This window comes from Paracoccus sp. KKT209 (assembly GCF_055635455.1).
The window spans coordinates 2492627-2512166 of sequence record NZ_CM145758.1; the positions used below are offsets into that span (position 1 = coordinate 2492627).

At 67.5% G+C, this 19540-nt stretch carries 21 protein-coding genes and 1 pseudogene; 12 read left to right on the plus strand and 10 right to left on the minus strand.

Annotated features, from left to right (window positions below; genetic code table 11):
- Nucleotides 1-146 precede the first annotated feature (146 nt).
- From ffh to rpmE, 8 genes are all read left to right on the plus strand, one after another.
- Nucleotides 147-1643 (plus strand): signal recognition particle protein, encoded by a 1497-nt coding sequence (ffh, locus tag ACZ2G3_RS12335; RefSeq protein WP_419270671.1) that lies wholly within the window; start codon nucleotides 147-149, stop codon nucleotides 1641-1643.
- Between the two features lies 1 nt (nucleotide 1644).
- The gene (locus tag ACZ2G3_RS12340; protein ID WP_470396336.1) at nucleotides 1645-2187 is read left to right on the plus strand and encodes a GNAT family N-acetyltransferase; all 543 of its coding nucleotides are present in this window, start codon (nucleotides 1645-1647) and stop codon (nucleotides 2185-2187) included.
- A 100-nt stretch (nucleotides 2188-2287) separates the two neighbouring features.
- The gene (locus ACZ2G3_RS12345) at nucleotides 2288-2584 is read left to right on the plus strand and encodes a chorismate mutase (protein WP_419270718.1); all 297 of its coding nucleotides are present in this window, start codon (nucleotides 2288-2290) and stop codon (nucleotides 2582-2584) included.
- A gap of 50 nt (nucleotides 2585-2634) precedes the next feature.
- Complete coding sequence (rpsP, locus tag ACZ2G3_RS12350) at nucleotides 2635-2991, plus strand: 30S ribosomal protein S16 (RefSeq protein ID WP_419270668.1); 357 nt, start codon at nucleotides 2635-2637, stop codon at nucleotides 2989-2991.
- A 49-nt stretch (nucleotides 2992-3040) separates the two neighbouring features.
- Nucleotides 3041-3541: a ribosome maturation factor RimM gene (gene rimM, locus ACZ2G3_RS12355; RefSeq protein WP_470396338.1), complete on the plus strand. Its 501-nt coding sequence runs from the start codon at nucleotides 3041-3043 to the stop codon at nucleotides 3539-3541.
- Nucleotides 3538-4413, plus strand: a complete 876-nt coding sequence (gene trmD, locus ACZ2G3_RS12360) for a tRNA (guanosine(37)-N1)-methyltransferase TrmD (RefSeq protein ID WP_470396340.1) — start codon at nucleotides 3538-3540, stop codon at nucleotides 4411-4413. The genes rimM and trmD overlap by 4 nt, the downstream gene beginning before the upstream one ends.
- A complete protein-coding gene (rplS, locus tag ACZ2G3_RS12365) occupies nucleotides 4410-4793 on the plus strand; it encodes a 50S ribosomal protein L19 (RefSeq protein WP_111298987.1) in 384 nt (127 codons plus the stop codon). The genes trmD and rplS overlap by 4 nt, the downstream gene beginning before the upstream one ends.
- A gap of 14 nt (nucleotides 4794-4807) precedes the next feature.
- A complete protein-coding gene (rpmE, locus tag ACZ2G3_RS12370; RefSeq protein WP_111298986.1) occupies nucleotides 4808-5029 on the plus strand; it encodes a 50S ribosomal protein L31 in 222 nt (73 codons plus the stop codon).
- A gap of 67 nt (nucleotides 5030-5096) precedes the next feature.
- Here the strand turns inward: rpmE and ACZ2G3_RS12375 are convergent, their stop codons facing one another.
- Together ACZ2G3_RS12375 and ACZ2G3_RS12380 are read right to left on the minus strand one after the other, a co-directional pair.
- Complete coding sequence (locus ACZ2G3_RS12375; RefSeq protein ID WP_470396343.1) at nucleotides 5097-7055, minus strand: methylmalonyl-CoA mutase family protein; 1959 nt, start codon at nucleotides 7053-7055, stop codon at nucleotides 5097-5099.
- Between the two features lie 91 nt (nucleotides 7056-7146).
- Nucleotides 7147-8163 carry an acyltransferase family protein gene (locus ACZ2G3_RS12380; protein WP_470396344.1) on the minus strand — a complete coding sequence of 339 codons (1017 nt, stop codon included), beginning with the start codon at nucleotides 8161-8163 and terminating at the stop codon, nucleotides 7147-7149.
- Nucleotides 8164-8399: 236 nt separating this feature from the next.
- Between ACZ2G3_RS12380 and ccrA the strand changes: the two genes are divergently transcribed.
- On the plus strand, nucleotides 8400-9689 hold the full coding sequence (ccrA, locus tag ACZ2G3_RS12385) for a crotonyl-CoA carboxylase/reductase (RefSeq protein WP_470396345.1): 1290 nt from the start codon (nucleotides 8400-8402) through the stop codon (nucleotides 9687-9689).
- A 58-nt stretch (nucleotides 9690-9747) separates the two neighbouring features.
- Here the strand turns inward: ccrA and ACZ2G3_RS12390 are convergent, their stop codons facing one another.
- Entirely contained in the window at nucleotides 9748-9954 is a 207-nt protein-coding gene (locus tag ACZ2G3_RS12390; RefSeq protein ID WP_419270655.1) for a hypothetical protein, read from the minus strand.
- A gap of 99 nt (nucleotides 9955-10053) precedes the next feature.
- Here ACZ2G3_RS12390 and ACZ2G3_RS12395 point away from each other — a divergent pair, with 99 nt between their 5' ends.
- Entirely contained in the window at nucleotides 10054-11586 is a 1533-nt protein-coding gene (locus ACZ2G3_RS12395; protein WP_470396346.1) for an ATP-dependent DNA helicase, read from the plus strand.
- Nucleotides 11587-11590: 4 nt separating this feature from the next.
- On the opposite strand, the gene ACZ2G3_RS12400 is transcribed toward ACZ2G3_RS12395, so the two are convergent.
- Together ACZ2G3_RS12400 and ACZ2G3_RS12405 are read right to left on the minus strand one after the other, a co-directional pair.
- On the minus strand, nucleotides 11591-12376 hold the full coding sequence (locus ACZ2G3_RS12400; RefSeq protein WP_419270652.1) for an EcsC family protein: 786 nt from the start codon (nucleotides 12374-12376) through the stop codon (nucleotides 11591-11593).
- 67 nt (nucleotides 12377-12443) lie between these two features.
- Nucleotides 12444-12926: pseudogene (locus ACZ2G3_RS12405) on the minus strand (GNAT family N-acetyltransferase); the annotation flags it as partial.
- Between the two features lie 113 nt (nucleotides 12927-13039).
- Here ACZ2G3_RS12405 and ACZ2G3_RS12410 point away from each other — a divergent pair.
- A complete protein-coding gene (locus ACZ2G3_RS12410) occupies nucleotides 13040-13642 on the plus strand; it encodes a flavin reductase family protein (protein ID WP_470396348.1) in 603 nt (200 codons plus the stop codon).
- Complete coding sequence (locus ACZ2G3_RS12415; protein ID WP_470396349.1) at nucleotides 13639-14184, plus strand: adenine phosphoribosyltransferase; 546 nt, start codon at nucleotides 13639-13641, stop codon at nucleotides 14182-14184. The genes ACZ2G3_RS12410 and ACZ2G3_RS12415 overlap by 4 nt, the downstream gene beginning before the upstream one ends.
- Here ACZ2G3_RS12415 and ACZ2G3_RS12420 read toward each other — a convergent pair.
- The 5 genes from ACZ2G3_RS12420 to ACZ2G3_RS12440 form a co-directional block, all read right to left on the minus strand.
- Nucleotides 14181-15578, minus strand: a complete 1398-nt coding sequence (locus tag ACZ2G3_RS12420; protein WP_470396351.1) for an FAD-binding oxidoreductase — start codon at nucleotides 15576-15578, stop codon at nucleotides 14181-14183. The genes ACZ2G3_RS12415 and ACZ2G3_RS12420 overlap by 4 nt on opposite strands.
- A 13-nt stretch (nucleotides 15579-15591) precedes the next feature.
- Nucleotides 15592-16173 carry a GNAT family N-acetyltransferase gene (locus ACZ2G3_RS12425; RefSeq protein ID WP_470399125.1) on the minus strand — a complete coding sequence of 194 codons (582 nt, stop codon included), beginning with the start codon at nucleotides 16171-16173 and terminating at the stop codon, nucleotides 15592-15594.
- Nucleotides 16173-17381, minus strand: coding sequence for a M16 family metallopeptidase (locus tag ACZ2G3_RS12430; protein ID WP_470399127.1), 1209 nt, complete (start codon nucleotides 17379-17381; stop codon nucleotides 16173-16175). The genes ACZ2G3_RS12425 and ACZ2G3_RS12430 overlap by 1 nt, the downstream gene beginning before the upstream one ends.
- A 62-nt stretch (nucleotides 17382-17443) precedes the next feature.
- Nucleotides 17444-18820 carry a threonine synthase gene (gene thrC / locus ACZ2G3_RS12435; protein WP_470396353.1) on the minus strand — a complete coding sequence of 459 codons (1377 nt, stop codon included), beginning with the start codon at nucleotides 18818-18820 and terminating at the stop codon, nucleotides 17444-17446.
- Between the two features lie 10 nt (nucleotides 18821-18830).
- Nucleotides 18831-19502, minus strand: coding sequence for an SURF1 family protein (locus ACZ2G3_RS12440; protein ID WP_470396354.1), 672 nt, complete (start codon nucleotides 19500-19502; stop codon nucleotides 18831-18833).
- Between the last annotated feature and the right edge of the window lie 38 nt (nucleotides 19503-19540).

Genomic DNA, 19540 nt, shown 5'->3' on the forward strand with positions numbered 1-19540 from the left:
TTGACTCGGGTCATGTTTTTGCGTAAGGACGGTCCCAATTCCCGGAAGCACCGTCTTCCGGTCCCTGCCCTGCGCGGGGATCGCCCCCCGTCAGCGCGTTGCGCCCACGGGGGCAAAACCGTTTTGGAGCCATAGGAGGCCCGGCCATGTTCGAGAACCTTTCCGACCGCCTGGGCGGCGTCTTCGACCGGCTGACCAAGCAGGGTGCCCTGACCGAGGACGACGTCGCCGCCGCCATGCGCGAGGTGCGCACAGCCCTGCTGGAGGCCGATGTCTCGCTGCCGGTGGCGCGCAGCTTCGTCAAGTCGGTCACGCAAAAGGCCACGGGCGCCGCGGTCACGAAATCGGTCAGCCCCGGCCAGCAGGTCGTCAAGATCGTCCATGACGAACTGATCCGCGTGCTGCAGGGCGATGACGCCCCCGAGGCGCTGCGCATCGACAACCCGCCCGCCGCCATCCTGATGGTCGGCCTGCAGGGCTCGGGCAAGACCACCACAACCGCGAAACTGGCCCTGCGCCTCAAGGACCGCGAGAAAAAGCGCGTCCTGATGGCGTCCCTGGACACCAACCGCCCCGCCGCGATGGAGCAGCTGGCGATCCTCGGCCAGCAGATCGGCGTCGACACGCTGCCCATCGTGATGGGCCAGACTGCGCCGCAGATCGCGCAGCGCGCCAAAACGCAGGCCTCGCTTGGCGGCTATGATGTCGTGATGCTCGACACCGCCGGCCGCCTGCATATCGACGAAGCGCTGATGACGCAGGTCCAGCAGGTCCGCGACATCGCCCAGCCGCGCGAGACGATCCTGGTCGTCGACGGCCTGACCGGCCAGGACGCGGTGAACGTCGCGACCGAATTCGACGCCAAGGTCGGCGTCAGCGGCGTCGTGCTGACCCGCATGGACGGCGACGGGCGCGGCGGTGCGGCCCTGTCGATGCGCGCCATCACCGGCAAGCCGATCCGCTTCGTGGGCCTGGGCGAAAAGATGGACGCGCTGGAGGCCTTTGACGCCCAGCGCGTGGCGGGCCGCATCCTCGGCATGGGCGACATCGTGGCCCTGGTCGAAAAGGCCCAGCAGGTCCTGGAGGTCGAGCAGGCCGAGCGCATGATGAAGCGCTTCCAGAAGGGCCTCTTCAACATGAACGACCTGCGCGGCCAGCTGGAGCAGATGCAGAAGATGGGCGGCATGCAGTCGGTCATGTCGATGATGCCCGGCATGGCCAAGATGGCCAAGCAGGCGGAAACCGCCGGCTATGACGACAGCGTCGTGCGCCACCAGATCGCGCTGATCAACTCGATGACTAAAAAGGAACGGGCGAACCCGGACCTGCTGCAGGCCAGCCGGAAAAAGCGGATCGCGGCCGGCGCGGGCCTCGACGTGTCGGACCTGAACAAGCTGCTGAAGATGCAGAAGCAGATGGCCGACACGATGAAAAAGCTGGGCAAGATGGGCAAGGGCGGGCTGATGAAGCAGGCCATGCGCGCGATGACCGGCAAGGGCGGCGGCCTTCCCGACATGGAGAACCTCGACCCCGCCAAGATGGCCGAGGCGCAAAAGCTGCTGCAGGACCCGCGGGGCCTCGGCGGCCAGCTGGGCAAGGCCGGGCTGCCGGGCGGCCTGGGCGGCCTGTTCGGAAAGAAGTGACGTGATCACGCTGTCGCCCACTCCGGTTCTGGAAACGGAACGCCTGACCCTGCGCGCGCCGCAGGGCGGCGACTGGCCTCAGTGGCGCAGCTTCCACGGCTCGGACCGCGCGCGCTTCATCGGCGGCGGCCCGGACCTGCCCGAGGGCGCCAGCTGGCGCGCCTTCGGCCATGTCGTGGGCCACTGGGTCCTGCGCGGCTTTGGCATGTTCGTCTTCACGATCAAGGGCGACGACACGGCCTTGGGCATGACCGGCCCCTGGTTTCCGGAAGGTTGGCCCGAGCATGAGCTTGGCTGGACCGCCTGGTCCCCCGCCGCCGAAGGCCGGGGCCTCGTGGCCGAGGCGGCCCGCGCCGCCCGCGACCACGCTTTCACCGCCCTCGGCTGGACGACCGCTGTCAGCTATATCGACAGCGACAACCTGCGCTCGATCGCGCTGGCGCAGCGTCTGGGCGCGGTTCTCGACCCCAAGGCCCAGCAGCCGGCCTCGTTCGACGCCCCTGGCCTCGTCTACCGCCACCCCGCGCCCGGGGCCACCGCATGACGCCGAAATGCGCACCCTATCCGGTGCACGCCCGGTGCACATCCGGTGCACGACCGGTGCACAGTATTTTTGTGCGAAATCAACGGCCGGAGGGTTCCGCCTGATGGACACCACCACCCGTGCCGCCGCGCTTCTGGCAGAGCATCGCGCCAGCATCGACCGGCTGGACGCCATCCTGGTCTACACGCTGGCCGAGCGCTTCAAGCACACCCAATCCGTCGGCCGCCTCAAGGCCGACCACGACCTTCCGCCGTCCGATCCCTCGCGCGAGGCGCAGCAGATCGAGCGGCTGGAACGCCTCGCGCGCGAGGCCGATCTGGACCCGGAATTTGCGCGCAAATTCCTCAACTTCGTGATCGCCGAGGTCATCCGGCACCACGAGCAATACCAATCCTAGGCCGCGCCCCCGGCACGTCCTGACCCCGCCATTTCAAAGGAGAAAACCGAATGGCCATGAAGATCCGCCTCGCCCGTGGTGGCAGCAAGAAGCGCCCGCACTACGCGATCGTCGCCTCCGATTCGCGCATGCCGCGCGACGGCCGCTTCATCGAGAAGCTGGGCACCTACAACCCGCTGCTGGCCAAGGACAGCGAAGACCGCGTCAAGATGGACGTCGAGCGCATCCAGTACTGGCTGGGCCACGGCGCACAGCCGACCGACCGCGTCGCGCGCTTCCTGGAAGCCGCCGGCGTGACCGAAAAGACCGAGCGCAAGAACATGAAGAAGGCCGAGCCGGGCAAGAAAGCCAAGGCCCGCGCCGAAGAGCGCGCCAAAAAGGCCGCCGCCCCGGCCGAAGCCGAGTGATGAACGCTGGCGGGGGCAACCCCGCCAGACCCTTTTCAAAGGTGTGACAATGACGGAAGACCGCATCTGCGTCGGCGCGATCGCGGGGGCCTTCGGGGTCCACGGAGAGGTGCGGCTGAAAAGCTTCTGTGCCGAACCGGCCGACATCGCCACCTATGCCCCCCTGACATCCGAGGACGGCAACCGCGTCTTCACCCTCAGCCTGACCCGCGCCGTGACCGGCGGCTTGGGCGCCCGCCTGTCGGGCGTCAGCACCCGGGAGGATGCCGAGGCCCTGCGCGGCGTCACCCTCTGGGCTCCGCGCAGCGCCCTGCCCTCGCTGCCCGCTGACGAATTCTACCACGCCGACCTCATCGGCCTTCAGGTCGTGGACACCGGCGGCCAGCCGCTTGGCCGGGTGCGCGCGATCTATGACCACGGCGCCGGCGACATCCTGGAGATCGTGGGCGGCAAGGACGTGCTGATGCTGCCCTTCACCCGCGCCATCGTGCCCACGGTGGACCTGACCGCCGGCCGCATCATCGCCGACCCGCCCGGCGACGACGAATGACCGACTCGCCCAAGTCCCACGGCCGGCTGGCGATCCGTCCCAGCCTGCGCCCGCGTGAGTTGATGGTCGAGCCGCAGGTCCAGGGCGCCTGGACCGCCCGCATCGTTACCCTGTTCCCCGAGGCCTTTCCCGGCATCCTGGGCCTGTCGCTGACCGGCAAAGCGCTGGCGCAGGGCCTGTGGAACCTTCAGACCATCCCCCTGCGCGACTTCGGCACCGGCCGTCACCGCAACGTGGACGACACGCCCGCGGGCGGCGGGGCCGGCATGGTCATCCGCGCCGACGTGATGGACGCGGCCCTGCGCGAGGCGGGACGCGGCCAGCCGCTGCCGGTGATCTACATGTCGCCGCGAGGCAAGCCGCTGACGCAGGAGCGCGCCCGCCAGCTGGCCCAGGGTCCCGGCGTCGTCCTGATCTGCGGCCGGTTCGAGGGGGTGGACCAGCGCGTCCTGGACGCCCACAGGGTCGAGGAAGTCAGCATCGGCGACTATGTCCTGACCGGCGGAGAGATCGCCGCACAGGTCTTGATCGACGCGACGGTCCGGCTTATACCGCGCGTGCTGGGGAATCAGGATTCTCTGGCCGAGGAATCCTTTTCCATCGGCAACAGGGGCCTTCTGGAAGCCCCCCAGTTCACGAAGCCCGCCCTTTGGGACGGCCGAGAGATCCCGCCGGTTCTGCTGTCGGGCAATCACGCGGCCATCGCCGACTGGCGCGCAAGTGAGGCCGAAAGGCTGACCAAGGAACGCCGCCCCGATCTGTGGCGGGCACATGCGGAAACGCAGGTGGACCCGGCAAAGGACCGACAGCGCTCGGGCGCATCAGACCAATCGCGGAACCACCGCGAGCATGACAAGGACCCACAGCGATGAACCTGATCGCAGAACTCGAAGCCGAGCAGATCGCCCAGCTTGGCAAGACCATTCCCGACTTCAAGGCCGGCGACACCATCCGCGTCGGCTATAAAGTGACCGAAGGCACGCGTTCGCGCGTGCAGAACTACGAAGGCGTGTGCATCTCGCGCAAGGGCGGCAGCGGCATCGCGGCCAGCTTCACCGTGCGCAAGATCAGCTTCGGCGAAGGCGTGGAACGCGTGTTCCCGCTCTATTCGACCAACATCGATTCGATCGAGGTCGTGCGCCGCGGCAAGGTGCGTCGCGCCAAGCTGTACTATCTGCGCGACCGTCGCGGCAAATCGGCTCGTATCGCCGAAAAGACCAACTACCGTCCGCTGTCGGACGCGAAAGCCTGAGCAGAGGTCACCAGATGAAAAACGAGATCCATCCCGACTACCACATGATCGAGGTCAAGATGACCGACGGGACGACCTACCAGACGCGGTCGACCTGGGGCGGCGAAGGCGACACCATGTCGCTGGACATCGATCCGACTTCGCACCCCGCCTGGACCGGCGGCTCGGCCAAGCTGATGGACGCCGGCGGCCGCGTGACCAAGTTCAAGTCGAAATATGCAGGCCTGGGCTTCTGATCAGCCCGCCTTCGACAACAGGAAAGCGCCGCCCCCAGGGGCGGCGCTTTTCGTTTGCAGTCGCGGATCAGGCGGCGACCGCGCCCGGCTCGACCAGCGCCACGATGTCCATCATGATCGTGTTCAGCTGGAAATCCTTGGGCGTATAGACCCGTGCCACACCCATGGCGGCCAGCTTGCGGGCATCCTCGTCCGGGATGATGCCGCCCACGATGACCGGCACATGGCCCAGCCCCGCGGCCTGCATGCGGTTCATCAGGTCCTCGATCAGCGGGACATGGCTGCCCGACAGGATCGACAGGCCCACGACATGCGCCTCCTGCTCCTGGGCGCGGGCCACGATTTCCTCCGGCGTCAGGCGGATGCCCTCGTAGGTGATGTCCATTCCGCAGTCGCGTGCGCGAAAGGCGATCTGCTCGGCCCCGTTCGAATGGCCGTCGAGGCCCGGCTTGCCCACCAGGAACTTCAGCCGGCGGCCCAGGCGCGCGCTGACGGCGTCCACCGCCTCGCGGATCTCCTCCAGCCCTTCGGTCCGGTTCGACGGGCTGGCCGAGACGCCGGTGGGGCCCCGGTACTCTCCATGCACCGCCCGCATCACGCCCGACCATTCGCCGGTCGTGACCCCGGCCTTCGCCGCCGCGATCGAGGGTGGCATCACGTTCTCGCCCCGCTGCGCCGCAGCGCGCAACGCCGCAAGGGCGGCTTGGGCGGCCTCCTCGTCGCGCGCGGCGCGCCAGGCCTGCAGGCGGCCGACCTGGTCCTGCTCGACGGCCGGATCGACCACCATGATGCCGCCATCCCCCGCCGTCAGCGGCGAGGGCTCGGCCTGCTGCCAGCGGTTCACACCCACCACGACCGTCTCGTTGGCCTCGATCCGGCCAAGCCGCGCGGCATTCGATTCAACCAGCCGCGCCTTCATGTAGTCGATGGCGGCGATCGCCCCGCCCATCTGGTCCAGCAGGGCTAGCTCGTCCCGCGCGCCCTGCTTCAGCGCCTCGACCTTGGCGGCGATCACGGGGTTGCCGTCAAAAAGGTCGCCATATTCCAGCAGATCCGTCTCATAGGCCAGGATCTGCTGCATGCGCAGCGACCATTGCTGGTCCCAGGGGCGCGGCAGGCCCAGTGCCTCGTTCCAGGCGGGCAGCTGCACAGCGCGGGCGCGGGCGTTCTTCGACAGCGTGACGGCCAGCATCTCCAGCAGGATGCGATAGACGTTGTTCTCGGGCTGCTGCTCGGTCAGGCCCAGGCTGTTGACCTGCACGCCATAGCGGAAACGGCGGTATTTCTCTTGGGTGATGCCGTAACGGTCGCGGGTGATCTCGTCCCACAGCTCGGTAAAGGCGCGCATCTTGCACAGTTCGGTGACAAAGCGGATGCCGGCATTCACGAAAAAGCTGATGCGCCCGACCATCTCGGGAAAGCTGTCGTCGGGCACCTTGTCCTTCAGGTCGTCCAGCACTGCCACGGCGGTCGCCAGCGCGTAGGCCAGCTCCTGTTCCGGCGTCGCGCCCGCCTCCTGCAGGTGATAGCTGCAGACGTTCATCGGGTTCCATTTCGGCAGATGCTGGCGCGTATAGGCGGCGATGTCGGTGATCATCGCCAGCGACGGCTTGGGCGGGCAGATATAGGTGCCGCGCGACAGGTATTCCTTGATCAGGTCGTTCTGGACCGTTCCCTGCAGGCGCGACACGTCGGCCCCCTGCTCCTCGGCGACGGCGATGTACAGCGACAGAAGCCAAGGCGCCGTCGCGTTGATCGTCATCGAGGTGTTCATCTGCTCCAGCGGGATCTGGTCGAACAGCGCGCGCATGTCCCCCAGGTGGCAGACGGGCACGCCTACCTTGCCGACCTCGCCCCGCGCCAGCACATGATCGCTGTCATAGCCGGTCTGCGTGGGCAGGTCGAAGGCCACCGACAGGCCCGTCTGCCCCTTCGCCAGGTTCGTGCGATAGAGCGCGTTCGATTTTTCAGCCGTGGAATGGCCCGCATAGGTGCGGAAGAGCCAGGGTTTGTCCTTCTCGACCATATCAGGGTCCTCGCAACATTATTTCCTTGCGACGATTGATACAGACAGGAAACTGCGCCGTCAATTCGCCGCAGTGCGGCATGGTGCAGGCTCAGGTGCGCCGGGGACTGGTCCTGAGGCCCAGGACCAGCAGGCGCGTGACCTGCCACCGCGACGCGATCACCTGAAGCAGCACCGGCAGGAGGATGCCAAGCGCCGTTCCCAGCAGCAGATGGACGACCGATGATTCGATGTCGATGGCCTGCAGCGCCCGGCGCGCACCCGAGGTGACCAGGATGTGGTAGAGGTAGATGGTCAGCGAGAACGCCCCCAGCCAGGACAGCCTGTGCAGCCGCGGCAGGACCAGCATCGCCGTCACGCAGGCCCCGCCGGCGAAGAGCAGGCTTTGCAGGTCCAGACGCTCGGTTGAGGGGCGGCCGGTTTCCCGCATGATCCAGAGGTTCATTGCCAGCCCCGCCAGAAAGGCCGACGCGGCCAGGGCCACGGCCAGTCCGCGATGGGCCTCCAGCGTCTCGACATGACGGATGAAGGCCACGCCCAGCAGCAGGTAACCCAGCAGATGCGTGATCCGGTTGGCGGCCATCAGATCGCTTTCCAAGGACCACCCCATCGCGATCGCCAGCAGCGACAGGATCAGCGCCGGCCACAGGATCGCGCCGCGCGTCAGCGCATCCAAGGCACCCAGCAGCGGAAAGATGATCAGCATGACCTGCAGGAACCAGAAGATCTCGTAATGGCGGTAATAGGCTTGCCAGAAATGACCCCCGAACGGCAGGCGGCCGTCGATCGCATAGCCAAAGGCCATGAACACGGTGATCGCGGTGATGCCTGGGACGGCCAGCCTGCGGAATTTCCCCAACAGGAAAGGCATCAGCGTGCCGCGCTGCGGCGGCTTGAGGGCATAGACCGCCCCGGCGACGAAGGCGAACAATGGCATCCGTACATCTACGAACAGGTCGCCATAGATCCGCAAGGGATGTGGATGGCTCAGTTGAAGCCCGTCGGTCCTGACCCCGCCGATCACATGGAAGCTGACCAGCAGCAGGACGGCGATGGCGCGCAAGGATTCAATGGGCAAAACCGGCGCTTTGGCGCTGTTGATGGGCATTAAAATATCCTTGATCATGAACCAGACGCACGCATCGCGGGCTCTCGTATAGGAATAGAATGCACAAGATGCCATTCCGGGACCGTGGCTGTTGCACGCCACGGCCATTGATGAGCGGGCAGTCGCCGTCAGGAAATTTTGTTGCTCATATGGGCTAGTAATAGTTGCAATGTTGCTTTTTGGATCGTAAAGCACGGGAGAGAACTTTCTGCACTGCAGTATTTCAGGAGACCCCCATGGCACTCGACGCCCCGAATCCGATCGCGCCCTACGAAGCACCCGTCAAAGATCTCTATGCCGTGGGCGAGATGCCCCCCTTGGGCCATGTGCCTGCCCAGATGCATGCCTGGGCGATCCGGCGCGAGCGGCAGGGCGAGCCCGACCAGGCGATGCAGCTTGAGGTCGTCGACACGCCCAGCATCGACAGCAACGAGGTTCTGGTCCTGGTGATGGCGGCCGGCGTCAACTACAACGGGATCTGGGCGGGCCTGGGCAAGCCGATCAGCATGTTCGACGTGCACAAGCAGCCCTATCACATCGCGGGCTCGGACGCGTCGGGCATCGTCTGGGCTGTCGGTGACAAGGTCAAGCGCTGGAAGGTCGGCGACGAGGTCGTGATCCATTGCAACCAGGATGACGGCGACGACGAACACTGCAACGGCGGCGACCCGATGTATTCGCCCACGCAGCGCATCTGGGGCTATGAGACCCCTGACGGCAGCTTTGCCCAGTTCACCCGCGTGCAGGCGCAGCAGCTGATGCCCCGCCCGCGCCACCTGACCTGGGAAGAATCGGCCTGCTACACGCTGACGCTGGCCACCGCCTATCGGATGCTGTTCGGCCACGAGCCGCACGAGTTGAAGCCCGGCATGAACGTTCTGGTCTGGGGCGCTTCGGGGGGCCTTGGCTCCTACGCGATCCAGCTGATCAACGCGGCCGGCGGCAATGCCATCGGCGTCATCAGCGAGGAAGACAAGCGCGACTTCGTCATGGGCCTGGGCGCCAAGGGGGTCATCAACCGCAAGGAATTCCGCTGCTGGGGCCAGCTGCCCACCGTGAACACGCCCGAATACAAGGAATGGTTCACCGAGGCGCGCAAGTTCGGCGCGGCGATCTGGGACATCACCGGCAAGGGCAACAACGTCGACATCGTCTTTGAACATCCCGGAGAGGCGACCTTCCCCGTCTCGACCCTGGTCTGCAAGAAGGGCGGCATGGTCGTCATCTGCGCAGGCACCACGGGCTTCAACTGCACCTTCGACGTGCGCTACCTGTGGATGCACCAGAAGCGCATCCAGGGCAGCCACTTCGCGCATCTGAAGCAGGCCAGCGCCGCAAACAAGCTGATGCTGGAACGGCGCCTGGACCCCTGCATGTCCGAGGTGTTCCCTTGGGCCGAGATCCCGCAGGCGCATATGAAGATGTACCGCAACCAGCACAAGCCGGGCAACATGTCGGTCCTGGTCCAGTCCCCGGTCGCGGGCCTGCGCACCTTCGAGGACGCGCTGGAAGCCGGCCGCCGCTGATCACTGCGGCAGGGGCGCCACGGGCTGCCCCTGCCCGTCCGCCGACGCGAGAACCGCGTCAGGCCTTGCGCTCGGCCTCGCCGGCATAGCGGCACTTCCATTCGCGCACCTGCTCGGTCGGATGGGTCTCCACCCAACGCGCTAGTTCGTTCTGGCTTTGCAGCATGCAGCTGAACAGCCCGTTCTGCTCCTCGAACAGCAGGCTGTGGTCATTGCACCGCTCGGGATCGCTCAGCAGGCAGGTGACGAAAAACAATTCGATCATCGCGACACTCCGTCCTCACTTGCCCCCCATCCACGCATGGGCGGGCCAAAAGGTTGCAGGGTGCTTCGCTTTCCCGCCAAGGCAGGCTAAGGGATCGGCATGAGTGCCCCTGCCCCTGCCCCGACTCTGTCCCCCGACCAGGCCGACGCATGGGATGCGCTGGCCGAGACCTTCGGCGCGGCAGGTATCGACATCATTGCAGAAGAACTGCATCCGACCGAGTCGGGCAAAGGTCGGGTGATGGCGGTGATCGGCAAGGCCGGTTCCGGCAAGACGCTGATGCTGTCGCAGATCACCAAGGCGCTGCTTCAAGCGGGGGTCGAGCTGATCAGCCCCGACTATGAGGGCAAGAAACGCAAGGACCGGCGCAGCGTCGCGATCCTGGCGCCCACCAACAAGGCGGCCTTCGTGCTGCGCATGCGCGGCGTGCCGGCGACGACCATCCACCGCATCCTCTATACCCCCGTCTATGACCCGGAATACGAGAAGATCGCCGAATGGCTGACGGGCCAGGGCGATCGGCCGGTGATCGAGGGCCTGACCGACCTGGCGATGGACAAGGCCAAGGCCTTCTTCGACCAGCATGCCTCGATCCCCGGCGCGCTGGCGACGGCGGGCCTGCGCGGGTCGGATTTCATCCGCGGCTGGAAGCGGCGCGAGGACGGGCTGGATGTCGGGCTGATCGACGAGGCCTCGATGCTGGACGAAAAGCAGTTCGAGGACCTGCGCGAGATCTTTCCCGTGCTGGTCCTGTTCGGCGATCCCGCGCAGCTGGCCCCCGTGGGCCTATCCGGAGAGATGGTCTTTGACCGTCTGGCCCCGGCACAGCGCCTGATGCTGAGCCGCATCCACCGGCAGGCCGACGACAGCCCCATCCTGGACCTGGCCCATGCGCTGGCGGACGACCGCCTCACCTTCGAGGATTTCGAAGACATGATCCGGGCGGCGGCGCGCAAGGACGACCGGGTGGTCTGGGCCGAGCGCGTGGAAAGCGACCTGATGGCGCGCAGCCCGGTGCTGGTCTGGCGCAATGCCACGCGGATCCGGCTGATCCACGCCTTCCGCACCGCCTTTGGCGCGCCCGGCGACGCACTGCTGCCAGGAGAGCCGCTGATCTGTGACGGGCTGGAACTGCCGCTGAAGCACCGCAAGAAACGCATCGACCTGGAGGCCCGCGGCCTGATCAAGGGGGCGCAGGTCGTCTATCTGGGGCCGGGCCGCAAACCGGGGTTCTCGCGCCTGCACGTCATCGGGGCCGAGGACCCGCGCCTCTCGGCCGCCTCGATCGTCAAGATCGAGATGCCGGACGAGGCCGAGCCCTTCATCCCCTATGCCGCGCGAATGGGCGCGGCCTTCCTGCACGGGGCGGCGGTCACCATCCACAAGGCCCAGGGCAGCCAGTGGCCCGAGGTGCAGGTCTTTGGTCCCGACATCGCCGCAGCCGCCTGGTCGAACCGCAGCGAGGCCGGGATCGCGCTGTGGAAGCGGCTGGCCTATGTCGCCATCACCCGCGCGCAGGAACGTCTGATGTGGATCACCAAGGCGCGACTGGCCCGTCCGGCCGGTCCCCTGACGACCGAGGACCTGGCAGCGCCGGTCTCTCCCCTGGCGCTGGACTCGCAGGAGGAGTGAGGGGCTAGCGGCCTGGTTGCTGACGCTCGATCGACAGGCGCAGGGCCTCGGTCAGCGCCTCGCGCGGCAGGCCGGTTTCCTGGCTCAGCCGCATGATCCCGAAATGCACCCGCGCCAGTTCCTGATAGTAGCGCGCAAAGGTGTAGTTGATCGAGGCCCCCACCACCGCGCCAAAGACCGGCGCCGCCTGCGCGGCCATCTTCTGGCCAAGGGACACCGACAGACGCGGCGCGACCTTGCTGACGAGGCCCTGCACCGTCTGCCCGGTGACCGACAGGCGCGCCGCCAGAAGGCCCAGATCGGTGCTGTCGTCATCGGCCATCGGCCCTGCGGCGGCGAAGATGCGCAGGCATTCCAGCCGCACCTCCTCGCTGTCGGGATCAAGGCCATGTTCGGCCGCGATGTCCAGCATCGCCCGCAGCAGCAGCGTCACGGTGAAGGGCAGTTCGACCAACGCGCCGGCAAAGCCCCCCACCCCGCCCGCAGCCCCGCTGACGGTGGAGGCCAGCCGGTTGAACCAGTCGCCCCGGTCGCGCAGCAGGCGGCGGCTGCCCGAGGCGGCGCCGAAGGCGCGGGTCAGCGCCGCACGGGTGACGCTGTCCAGACGACTGCGCACAAAGCCCGGCAGGCGCGCGATCAGCCCCTCGGCGCTGTTGCCGATCCGCGCCATGAGCGCCATCCCGGCGCCCGAGGCCTCCAGGTAGCGGCGCGCCAGCCGGTCGATCTGGTCACGGGTCGCAGGATCGTTGATCGGCGGAAGAATGCGGGCGGGGGGCAGGGTCGGGGGCATGGGCAACCTCTTTCGGGTGCTCGACCGCGATGCAGCCGGTCGGATCGGTCTTCTCGGGCGGCACCTGGCTTTCGCGCTGGACCGGACCCGTCAGCCCAACCCATGCACCGGGCTTCAGTTCCAGCCCCAGGACCCGGTCCGGGTTGGTGGGCGGCGGCATCTCGACCTCGTCGAGGCGCTGAAAGCCGAAACGCGAATAATAGGGCGCATCACCCACCAGCAGGACGCGTTCACAGCCCATCCGCCGCGCCCGCGACAGGCTGTCGTGCATCAGCAGCCCGCCCAGGCCTTCGCCCTGCGCGGTCGGATGGACCGCGATCGGCCCCAGCAGCAGCACCGGCAGGCCGTCCACGCGCACGGGCCAGAAGCGGATCGCGGCCATCAGCGTGCCGGTCTGGTCGCGCAGCACCAAGCACAGGTCGGCCACGCGGGGAACGCCGTCGCGCAGGCGATAGGACGACAGGGCGGTGCGACCCGGGGCAAAGCACAGGTCGTACAGCGCCTCGACCTCGGTTTCGTCCGCGGGAGTCTCTGGGCAGATCTCGAACATCGCGCCTCCTATGGGTCCGGCGGCCCCTTAACATGGGTTTGCGACAGGCGGAACATTGCACCGCCGGAAAAGCGGTGGCAGGTTGAGCACGCAAATCCCCAGGAGGCCGCCACATGTTCTACCGCCCCGAAGCCGGACACGGCCTGCCCCACAACCCCTTCAACGCGATCGTGGCCCCCCGCCCCATCGGCTGGATCTCGACCCGCGGCGCGCAGGGGGACAACCTGGCGCCCTATTCCTTCTTCAATGCGGTCGCCTATGTGCCGCCGCAGGTCATGTTCGCCTCCACCGGAGCCAAGCGCGACCGACAGGGCACCAAGGACAGCGTCGCCCAGATCATCGAGACCGGGGTCTTCTGCGTCAACATCGCCTGCGGCGAGCTGCGCGATGCGGTGAACGCGACCTCGGCCCCGCTGCCCGCCGGGCAGAGCGAGTTCGAGGCGGCGGGACTGGAGGCCGCCTCCTGCACAACCATCGACTGCGCGCGCGTGGCCACGGCGGCGGCGGCGCTGGAATGCCGCATGACGCAGATCGTGCCCCTGGCGGGCGAGGCGAATTATGCCGTCTTCGGCGTGGTGACGGGGGTGCATCTGCGCGACGACTGCGTGGTCGAGGGCCGGTTCGACCCGCGCCCTGCCGGAGGCTGGCTGGCCCGGCTTGGTTACAAGGATTACTGCGCCGTGCAGGAGATCTTCGAGATGGAGCGCCCCGCGTGAGCCGCAGCGTCAAGGACTATGTCCGCTCGATCCACGACTTTCCGCATGAGGGGATCATCTTCCGCGACGTGACGACGCTGTTCGCCGACGCGCGCGGGTTCCGCATGGCGGTGGACCAGCTGCTGCACGCCTATGCCGGCACGCGCATCGACAAGGTGGTGGGGCTGGAGGCGCGCGGCTTCATCCTGGGGGGCGCGGTGGCGCATCAGCTGTCGACGGGCTTCGTGCCGATCCGGAAAAAGGGCAAGCTGCCCGGCACGGTCATTTCCGAAGCCTATCAGCTGGAATATGGCGAGGCGATCATGGAGATCCATGACGACGCCCTGCGGGCCGGCGAACGGGTGCTGATCGTCGACGACCTGCTGGCCACCGGCGGCACCGCGGCGGCGGCGATCCGGCTGTGCCAGCGGCTTGGGGCGGCCGTCGTCGGCTGCGCCTTCGTGATCGACCTGCCCGAACTGGGCGGCCGCCGGCTGCTGGAAGGGCTGGACATGCCTGTCCATGCTTTGTGCGAATTCGACGGAGCCTCAGGGGGCACCTAGGCCAGGACCGCGCCTGGGTTCATGATGCCCAATGGATCTAGCGCCCCCTTGATGGCGCGCATGGCCGACAGGCGCACCGGGTCGCCCCACCGTTCCAGGTCCGCCGCCTTCAGCCGCCCCACGCCATGTTCGGCGGAAAAGGACCCGCCGCGCGCGACCACCATCTCGTGGATCAACTGCGACAGGTCGCGCCGCACCGGGTCGTAATCCTCGCGCACACGACCTTTGGCGGGGAACAGGTTGTAATGCAGGTTGCCGTCGCCGACATGGCCAAAGCAGTTGATCCGCATGTCGCCCTGCGCCGCGACCATCGCCCCGGCATCGCTGATGAATCCTGGGATCTCGGACAGGGGCAAGCTGATGTCGTGGCTGGCGATCGCGCCGACATGGCGGTTGGCCAGCGGGATATGCTCGCGCAGCGCCCACAGGTCGGCCCCCTGCTGCCCCGATTGCGCGATCACGCCGTCCTGCACCAATCCCGCCTCGCTGGCCGCCAGGAACAGCCCCTCCAGTGCCCCGTCGGCCGACAGGCCTGCGGGCAGCCCAACCTCGACCAGCACCAGCCAGTCGGGGCGGCCGGCAAAGGGCTGGCGCAGGTCCGGGAAGGCATTGTCCAAGAAGCGCAGCCCCTGCCCCGAGATCAGCTCGAAGGCCGTGACCCCGCCTGCCATCCGCGCCTGCGCCAGCGACAGCAGGGACAGCGCGGCGGCGGGACTGTCGACGACCAGCATCGCCACGCCCGATTCCGCGGGCACCGGCGCCAGCACCAGCGAGGCAGCGGTGATGATCCCCAGCGTCCCCTCGGCCCCGATCAAGAGGTCGCGCAGGTCATAGCCGGTGTTGTCCTTGCGCAGCCGCTTGAGGTCATGCATCACCTCGCCCGACGGCAGCACCGCCTCGACCCCCAGGCACAGCGCGCGGGCATTGCCATGGCGCAGCACGTTCACCCCACCCGCATTGGTGGACAGGACCCCCCCGATCTGGGCGCTGCCCTGCGAGGCCAGCGACAGCGGAAACTGCCGCCCGACCTCCGCCGCCGCTTCGCGCGCCTGGTGCAGCGTCACGCCCGATTCGGCAACCATGACGCCCTCCTCGGGAAAGATGTCGCGGATGGCGGTCATCCGCTCTAGCGACAGGATCAGCGGCGCGGGCCCCTGCGTCATGACCTGGCCGCCCACCAGGCCGGTGCCGCCACCCCGCGGAACGACCGCCACCCGCGCCTCGGCGCAGGCGCGGATGACGGCCGCGCATTCTTGGGCATCGCGCGGCGCGGCGACCAGCCCCGCCTGCCCCTGAAAACGTCCGCGCGGCTCCTGCAGATAAGCCGGGGCGACTTCTCGAAGAACGCCCTGCGGCAGGCGGCGGGCCAGGGCCTGATCGGCGGCGTTCAGCATGGTTGCGCTTCCTTCAGCGGATCTCGGTCTTGCCGCGCCGGTCGCTGCGCAGGTTTGAAAACAGCACGTGGTTGCGCCAACGACCATCGATTTCCAGATAGCTCTGCGCCACCCCCTCGTATTTAAAGCCGGATTTTTCCAGCACCCCGCGCGAGGCGGTGTTCTCGGGAAGGCAGGCCGCCTCGATCCGCGACAGATCAAGGCTGGTGAAGGCGTGATGCACCAGTACCCCGATCGCCTCGCGCATGTAGCCCTGCCGCGCGTGGTTCTGGCCGATCCAATAGCCGATGGTGGCGGATTGCGCCGGCCCGCGGCGGATGTTGTCCAGAGTGATCGCGCCCAGCAGCACCCCGTCGCGGCGGACCAGGAACAGGGGCAGCCCGGTCCCCGACCTGCTGGACCGCGCGGCCCAGTAGACGCGGTTGGTAAAGCTCTTGCGCGACAGGTGGTCGGGCGACCAGGCCGGCTCCCATGGGGCCAGAAAGGCCCGGCTTTCCGCCCGCAGCGATGTCCAGGCGGCGAAATCGGAATGCATGGGCAGACGCAGCACGATCCGATCAGCATCAAGCCGAAAGGGACGGCGCCGCGTCAGGATCATGCAGCAAGCCTTTCGGCCAGGGCATCGCGCGACGGCGCCCCATCCACGGGACCGTAAAGCGCCAGCGCCGGTCGGGCCGAGGCCAGCAGCGCCTCGGCATGGTTGCGCACATCGGCGGCCGTCACCGCCGCGATGCGCTCGGCCACTTCGGCGGCGTCGGGAACCCGTCCCCAGATGGCCAGCGTCCGCGCCATGCGCTCGGCCTGGGCCGAGGGGCTTTCCAGCCCCATCAGCAGGCCCGCGCGCAGCTGCGCCTTGGCACGCGCGATCTCGGCCTCGGACATGTCCTCGGCCGCGCGCTTGATCTCGTCGATGGTCAGCGTGGCCAGGTCGCCCAGATCCTCGGCGCCGGTGCCGGCATAGATGGTCAGCATGCCGGTATCGTCATGAAAGCCCGACTGCGCAAAGATCGTGTAGCAGAGGCCGCGTTCCTCGCGGATCTTCTGGAACAGGCGCGAGGACATGCCGCCCCCAAGCGCGGAGGAAAAGATCTGCGCCGCATAGAAATCGGGCGCCAGATAACCCGGCCCCTCCAGCGCCAGTGCAAAATGCGCCTGTTCCAGCGGCTTGACGTGCCGTGTCTCCAGCCCCTGCCAGCGCGCGGTTTCCCGCGGCGCCTGTGTGACGGGCTTCATGTGGCCCAGCACCTTTTCAGCCAGCCGCACGATGCGGTCGTGATCGATCGCGCCCGCCGCAGCCACGACCATCTGCCCCGGCCCGTAATTTTCGGCGACAAAGCCCGCCAGGTCGGCGCGGCCGAAGTGGCTCACGCGCTCGGCCGGGCCCAAGATGGTGCGGCCCATCGGCTGGTCGGGATAGGCGGCCTCCTGCAGCCAGTCGAAGATGATGTCGTCGGGCGTGTCCAGCGTCTGGCCGATCTCCTGCAGGATCACGCCGCGCTCGACCTCGATCTCGCGCGGGTCGAAGACCGGGTTCAGGACGATGTCGCTGATCACGTCAAAGGCCAGATCGACGTCATCCTCCAGCACGCGGACGTAATAAGCCGTCGCATCGCGCGAGGTATAGGCGTTGATATAGCCGCCCACATCCTCGATCGCCTCGGCGATCTGCAGCGCGCTGCGGGTCGCGGTGCCCTTGAAGGCCATGTGCTCCAGGAAATGGGCGATGCCGTTCTGTTCGGCCCGTTCGTTTCGGCCCCCGGCACTGATCCAGATGCCCAGGGCGGTGGAATGCAGGCCCGGCATCTGGCGGGTGACGACGGACAGGCCGTTCGGCAGGGTGGTCAGGCGCGGGGTGGGGTCTTGGCTCACTGGGTTCTCCGGTCAAGGATCAGCGACTTAATCGCCTCGACGTCATTTTCAACCCGCGTCACGCGTTCGGGAAGGTCGAACAGGTCGGCCATGTGCGGCGGCAGGCCGGGGCGGATGCCGATGGCGCGTTCCACCGCGTCGGGGAACTTGGCCGGATGGGCGGTGGCCAGCGTGACCATCGGCACGCCGGGTTGCAGATGGCGCTGCGCCACCGCGACACCCACAGCGCTGTGGGGGCACAGGACCTCTCCGGTCCGGTCGCGCATCTCGCGGATCGTCTCCAGCGTCTCCTCCTCCGAGACGCGGCCCGAACGGTACTGCTCGCGCAGCGCCTGAAGCGCGCCTTGGCTGATCGTGAAGCCGCCGGCCTTCAACTCGTCCATCAGCTGCGCCACCGCGCCCGCATCGGCCCCATAGGCCAGGTACAGCGCACGTTCGAAGTTCGAGCTGACCTGGATGTCCATCGAGGGGCTGATCGAGGGTTCGACCGTGCCCACGCGGTATTCGCCCTGGCTCAGCGCGCGATGCAGGATGTCGTTCTGGTTCGTCGCCACGATCAGACGGCGGATCGGCAGGCCCATCTGGCGTGCGATCGACCCCGCGAAGATGTCGCCGAAATTGCCGGTCGGCACGCAAAAATCCGTGGGCCGCATGCCAAGCGACGCGCAGGCGGTGAAATAATAGACGATCTGCGCCACGACGCGGGCCCAGTTGATGCTGTTCACGCCCGCAAGCCCCACATGGTCGCGGAAGGCGTGGTCGTTGAACAGGTCCTTGAGACGCGCCTGGCAGTCGTCGAAATGCCCGGTCACCGCCAGCGCATGGACATTGGCGGCGGGGGGCGTGGTCATCTGGCGGCGCTGCACCTCGGACACGCGGCCATGGGGATACATGATGAAGACGTCGACATTGTCGATGCCGCGGAACGCCTCGATCGCCGCCGAGCCGGTATCGCCCGAGGTCGCGCCCACGATGGTGATCCGCTGGCCGGACCGCGTCAGGGCGATCTGGAACAGCTGCGCGATCAACTGCATCGCGAAGTCCTTGAAGGCCAGCGTGGGCCCGTGGAACAGCTCCAGCAGGTGATGGCCGGGGGCCAGCTGCACCAGCGGCGCGCGGGCATCGTGGCTGATGCGCGCATAGGCCCGGTCGATCGCGCCGCGCAGTTCATCGTCGGTAAAGCTGTCGCCGGTGAAGGGACGCACCACGCGGAAGGCCACCTCTTCGTAGGAAAGGCCGTCCAGCTGGTCCAGGCCCGGCAGGGTCGGGATCGTTTCCGGCAGATACAGGCCCCCGTCGCGCGCCAGCCCCGACAGCATGGCCTGTTCAAAGTTCAGAACCGGGGCCTGGCCCCGCGTCGAGACGTAACGCATCGAAATTCCTTCAGTAGCTGCGCTGCCTGATACGCCAGATCAGCGCCAGTGTCATCACCGCCCAGGTGGCCGCGATCAGGAACCATTGCACGGCATAGGACAGGTGGTTGTTGGGGATGCCCCCGACCGCGACCGGGATCGGCTCGGCGCCCTGGTTGTCGCCCTGGATGAAGCTGGCGACGACCAGGACCGGCTCGGTGTCCAGTTCCGCGGCCATCGCCGCGACGTCGCGGGCGAACCAGATGTTCTCGTCACGATTGGGCGCGGGGGTCGAGCTGCTGGCGTCCTGCGGCCAGTGCAGGTTGCCGCGCACATCCAGGCGGACCGGCGGGCGCCCGACGCGGCGCGCCTCCTGCGGCACGAAGCCCCGGTCCAGCAGGATCGCGCGGCCGTCGTCGGTGACAAAGCGCGAGACGATCTGATAGCCGGCCCCCTGGTCGCGGGTATGCGACAGCACGTCGATCTCGGCCCCGGTCGTGGTGCCGCTGACGGTGACGGGCAGGTATTTCATCGACGGATCGACCTTGGCCGGCAGCGGCACCGGATCGGCCAGGATGCCGGCCCGGATCTCCTCCAGCATGCCTTCCTTCCAGTCGCGGCGGTCCAGCTGCCACAGGCCCAGCTGCACCAGGATGGCGCAGCCGACGATGCCGAGGATCAGCGGAAACAGGTAACGGCGCATGACACGCTCCGGGTCGCGGGAAGGGCAACGAAAAACGC

Bases quoted from the DNA above. Each gene is read 5' to 3' on its own strand.
- ffh (WP_419270671.1), top strand. From the start codon at position 147: ATGTTCGAGAACCTTTCCGACCGCCTGGGCGGCGTCTTCGACCGGCTG.
- rpsP (WP_419270668.1), top strand. From the start codon at position 2,635: ATGGCCATGAAGATCCGCCTCGCCCGTGGTGGCAGCAAGAAGCGCCCG.
- rimM (WP_470396338.1), top strand. From the start codon at position 3,041: ATGACGGAAGACCGCATCTGCGTCGGCGCGATCGCGGGGGCCTTCGGG.
- trmD (WP_470396340.1), top strand. From the start codon at position 3,538: ATGACCGACTCGCCCAAGTCCCACGGCCGGCTGGCGATCCGTCCCAGC.
- rplS (WP_111298987.1), top strand. From the start codon at position 4,410: ATGAACCTGATCGCAGAACTCGAAGCCGAGCAGATCGCCCAGCTTGGC.
- rpmE (WP_111298986.1), top strand. From the start codon at position 4,808: ATGAAAAACGAGATCCATCCCGACTACCACATGATCGAGGTCAAGATG.
- ACZ2G3_RS12375 (WP_470396343.1), bottom strand. From the start codon at position 7,055: ATGGTCGAGAAGGACAAACCCTGGCTCTTCCGCACCTATGCGGGCCAT.
- ACZ2G3_RS12380 (WP_470396344.1), bottom strand. From the start codon at position 8,163: ATGCCCATCAACAGCGCCAAAGCGCCGGTTTTGCCCATTGAATCCTTG.
- ccrA (WP_470396345.1), top strand. From the start codon at position 8,400: ATGGCACTCGACGCCCCGAATCCGATCGCGCCCTACGAAGCACCCGTC.
- ACZ2G3_RS12390 (WP_419270655.1), bottom strand. From the start codon at position 9,954: ATGATCGAATTGTTTTTCGTCACCTGCCTGCTGAGCGATCCCGAGCGG.
- ACZ2G3_RS12395 (WP_470396346.1), top strand. From the start codon at position 10,054: ATGAGTGCCCCTGCCCCTGCCCCGACTCTGTCCCCCGACCAGGCCGAC.
- ACZ2G3_RS12400 (WP_419270652.1), bottom strand. From the start codon at position 12,376: ATGCCCCCGACCCTGCCCCCCGCCCGCATTCTTCCGCCGATCAACGAT.
- ACZ2G3_RS12410 (WP_470396348.1), top strand. From the start codon at position 13,040: ATGTTCTACCGCCCCGAAGCCGGACACGGCCTGCCCCACAACCCCTTC.
- ACZ2G3_RS12420 (WP_470396351.1), bottom strand. From the start codon at position 15,578: ATGCTGAACGCCGCCGATCAGGCCCTGGCCCGCCGCCTGCCGCAGGGC.
- ACZ2G3_RS12430 (WP_470399127.1), bottom strand. From the start codon at position 17,381: ATGCCGGGCCTGCATTCCACCGCCCTGGGCATCTGGATCAGTGCCGGG.
- thrC (WP_470396353.1), bottom strand. From the start codon at position 18,820: ATGCGTTACGTCTCGACGCGGGGCCAGGCCCCGGTTCTGAACTTTGAA.
- ACZ2G3_RS12440 (WP_470396354.1), bottom strand. From the start codon at position 19,502: ATGCGCCGTTACCTGTTTCCGCTGATCCTCGGCATCGTCGGCTGCGCC.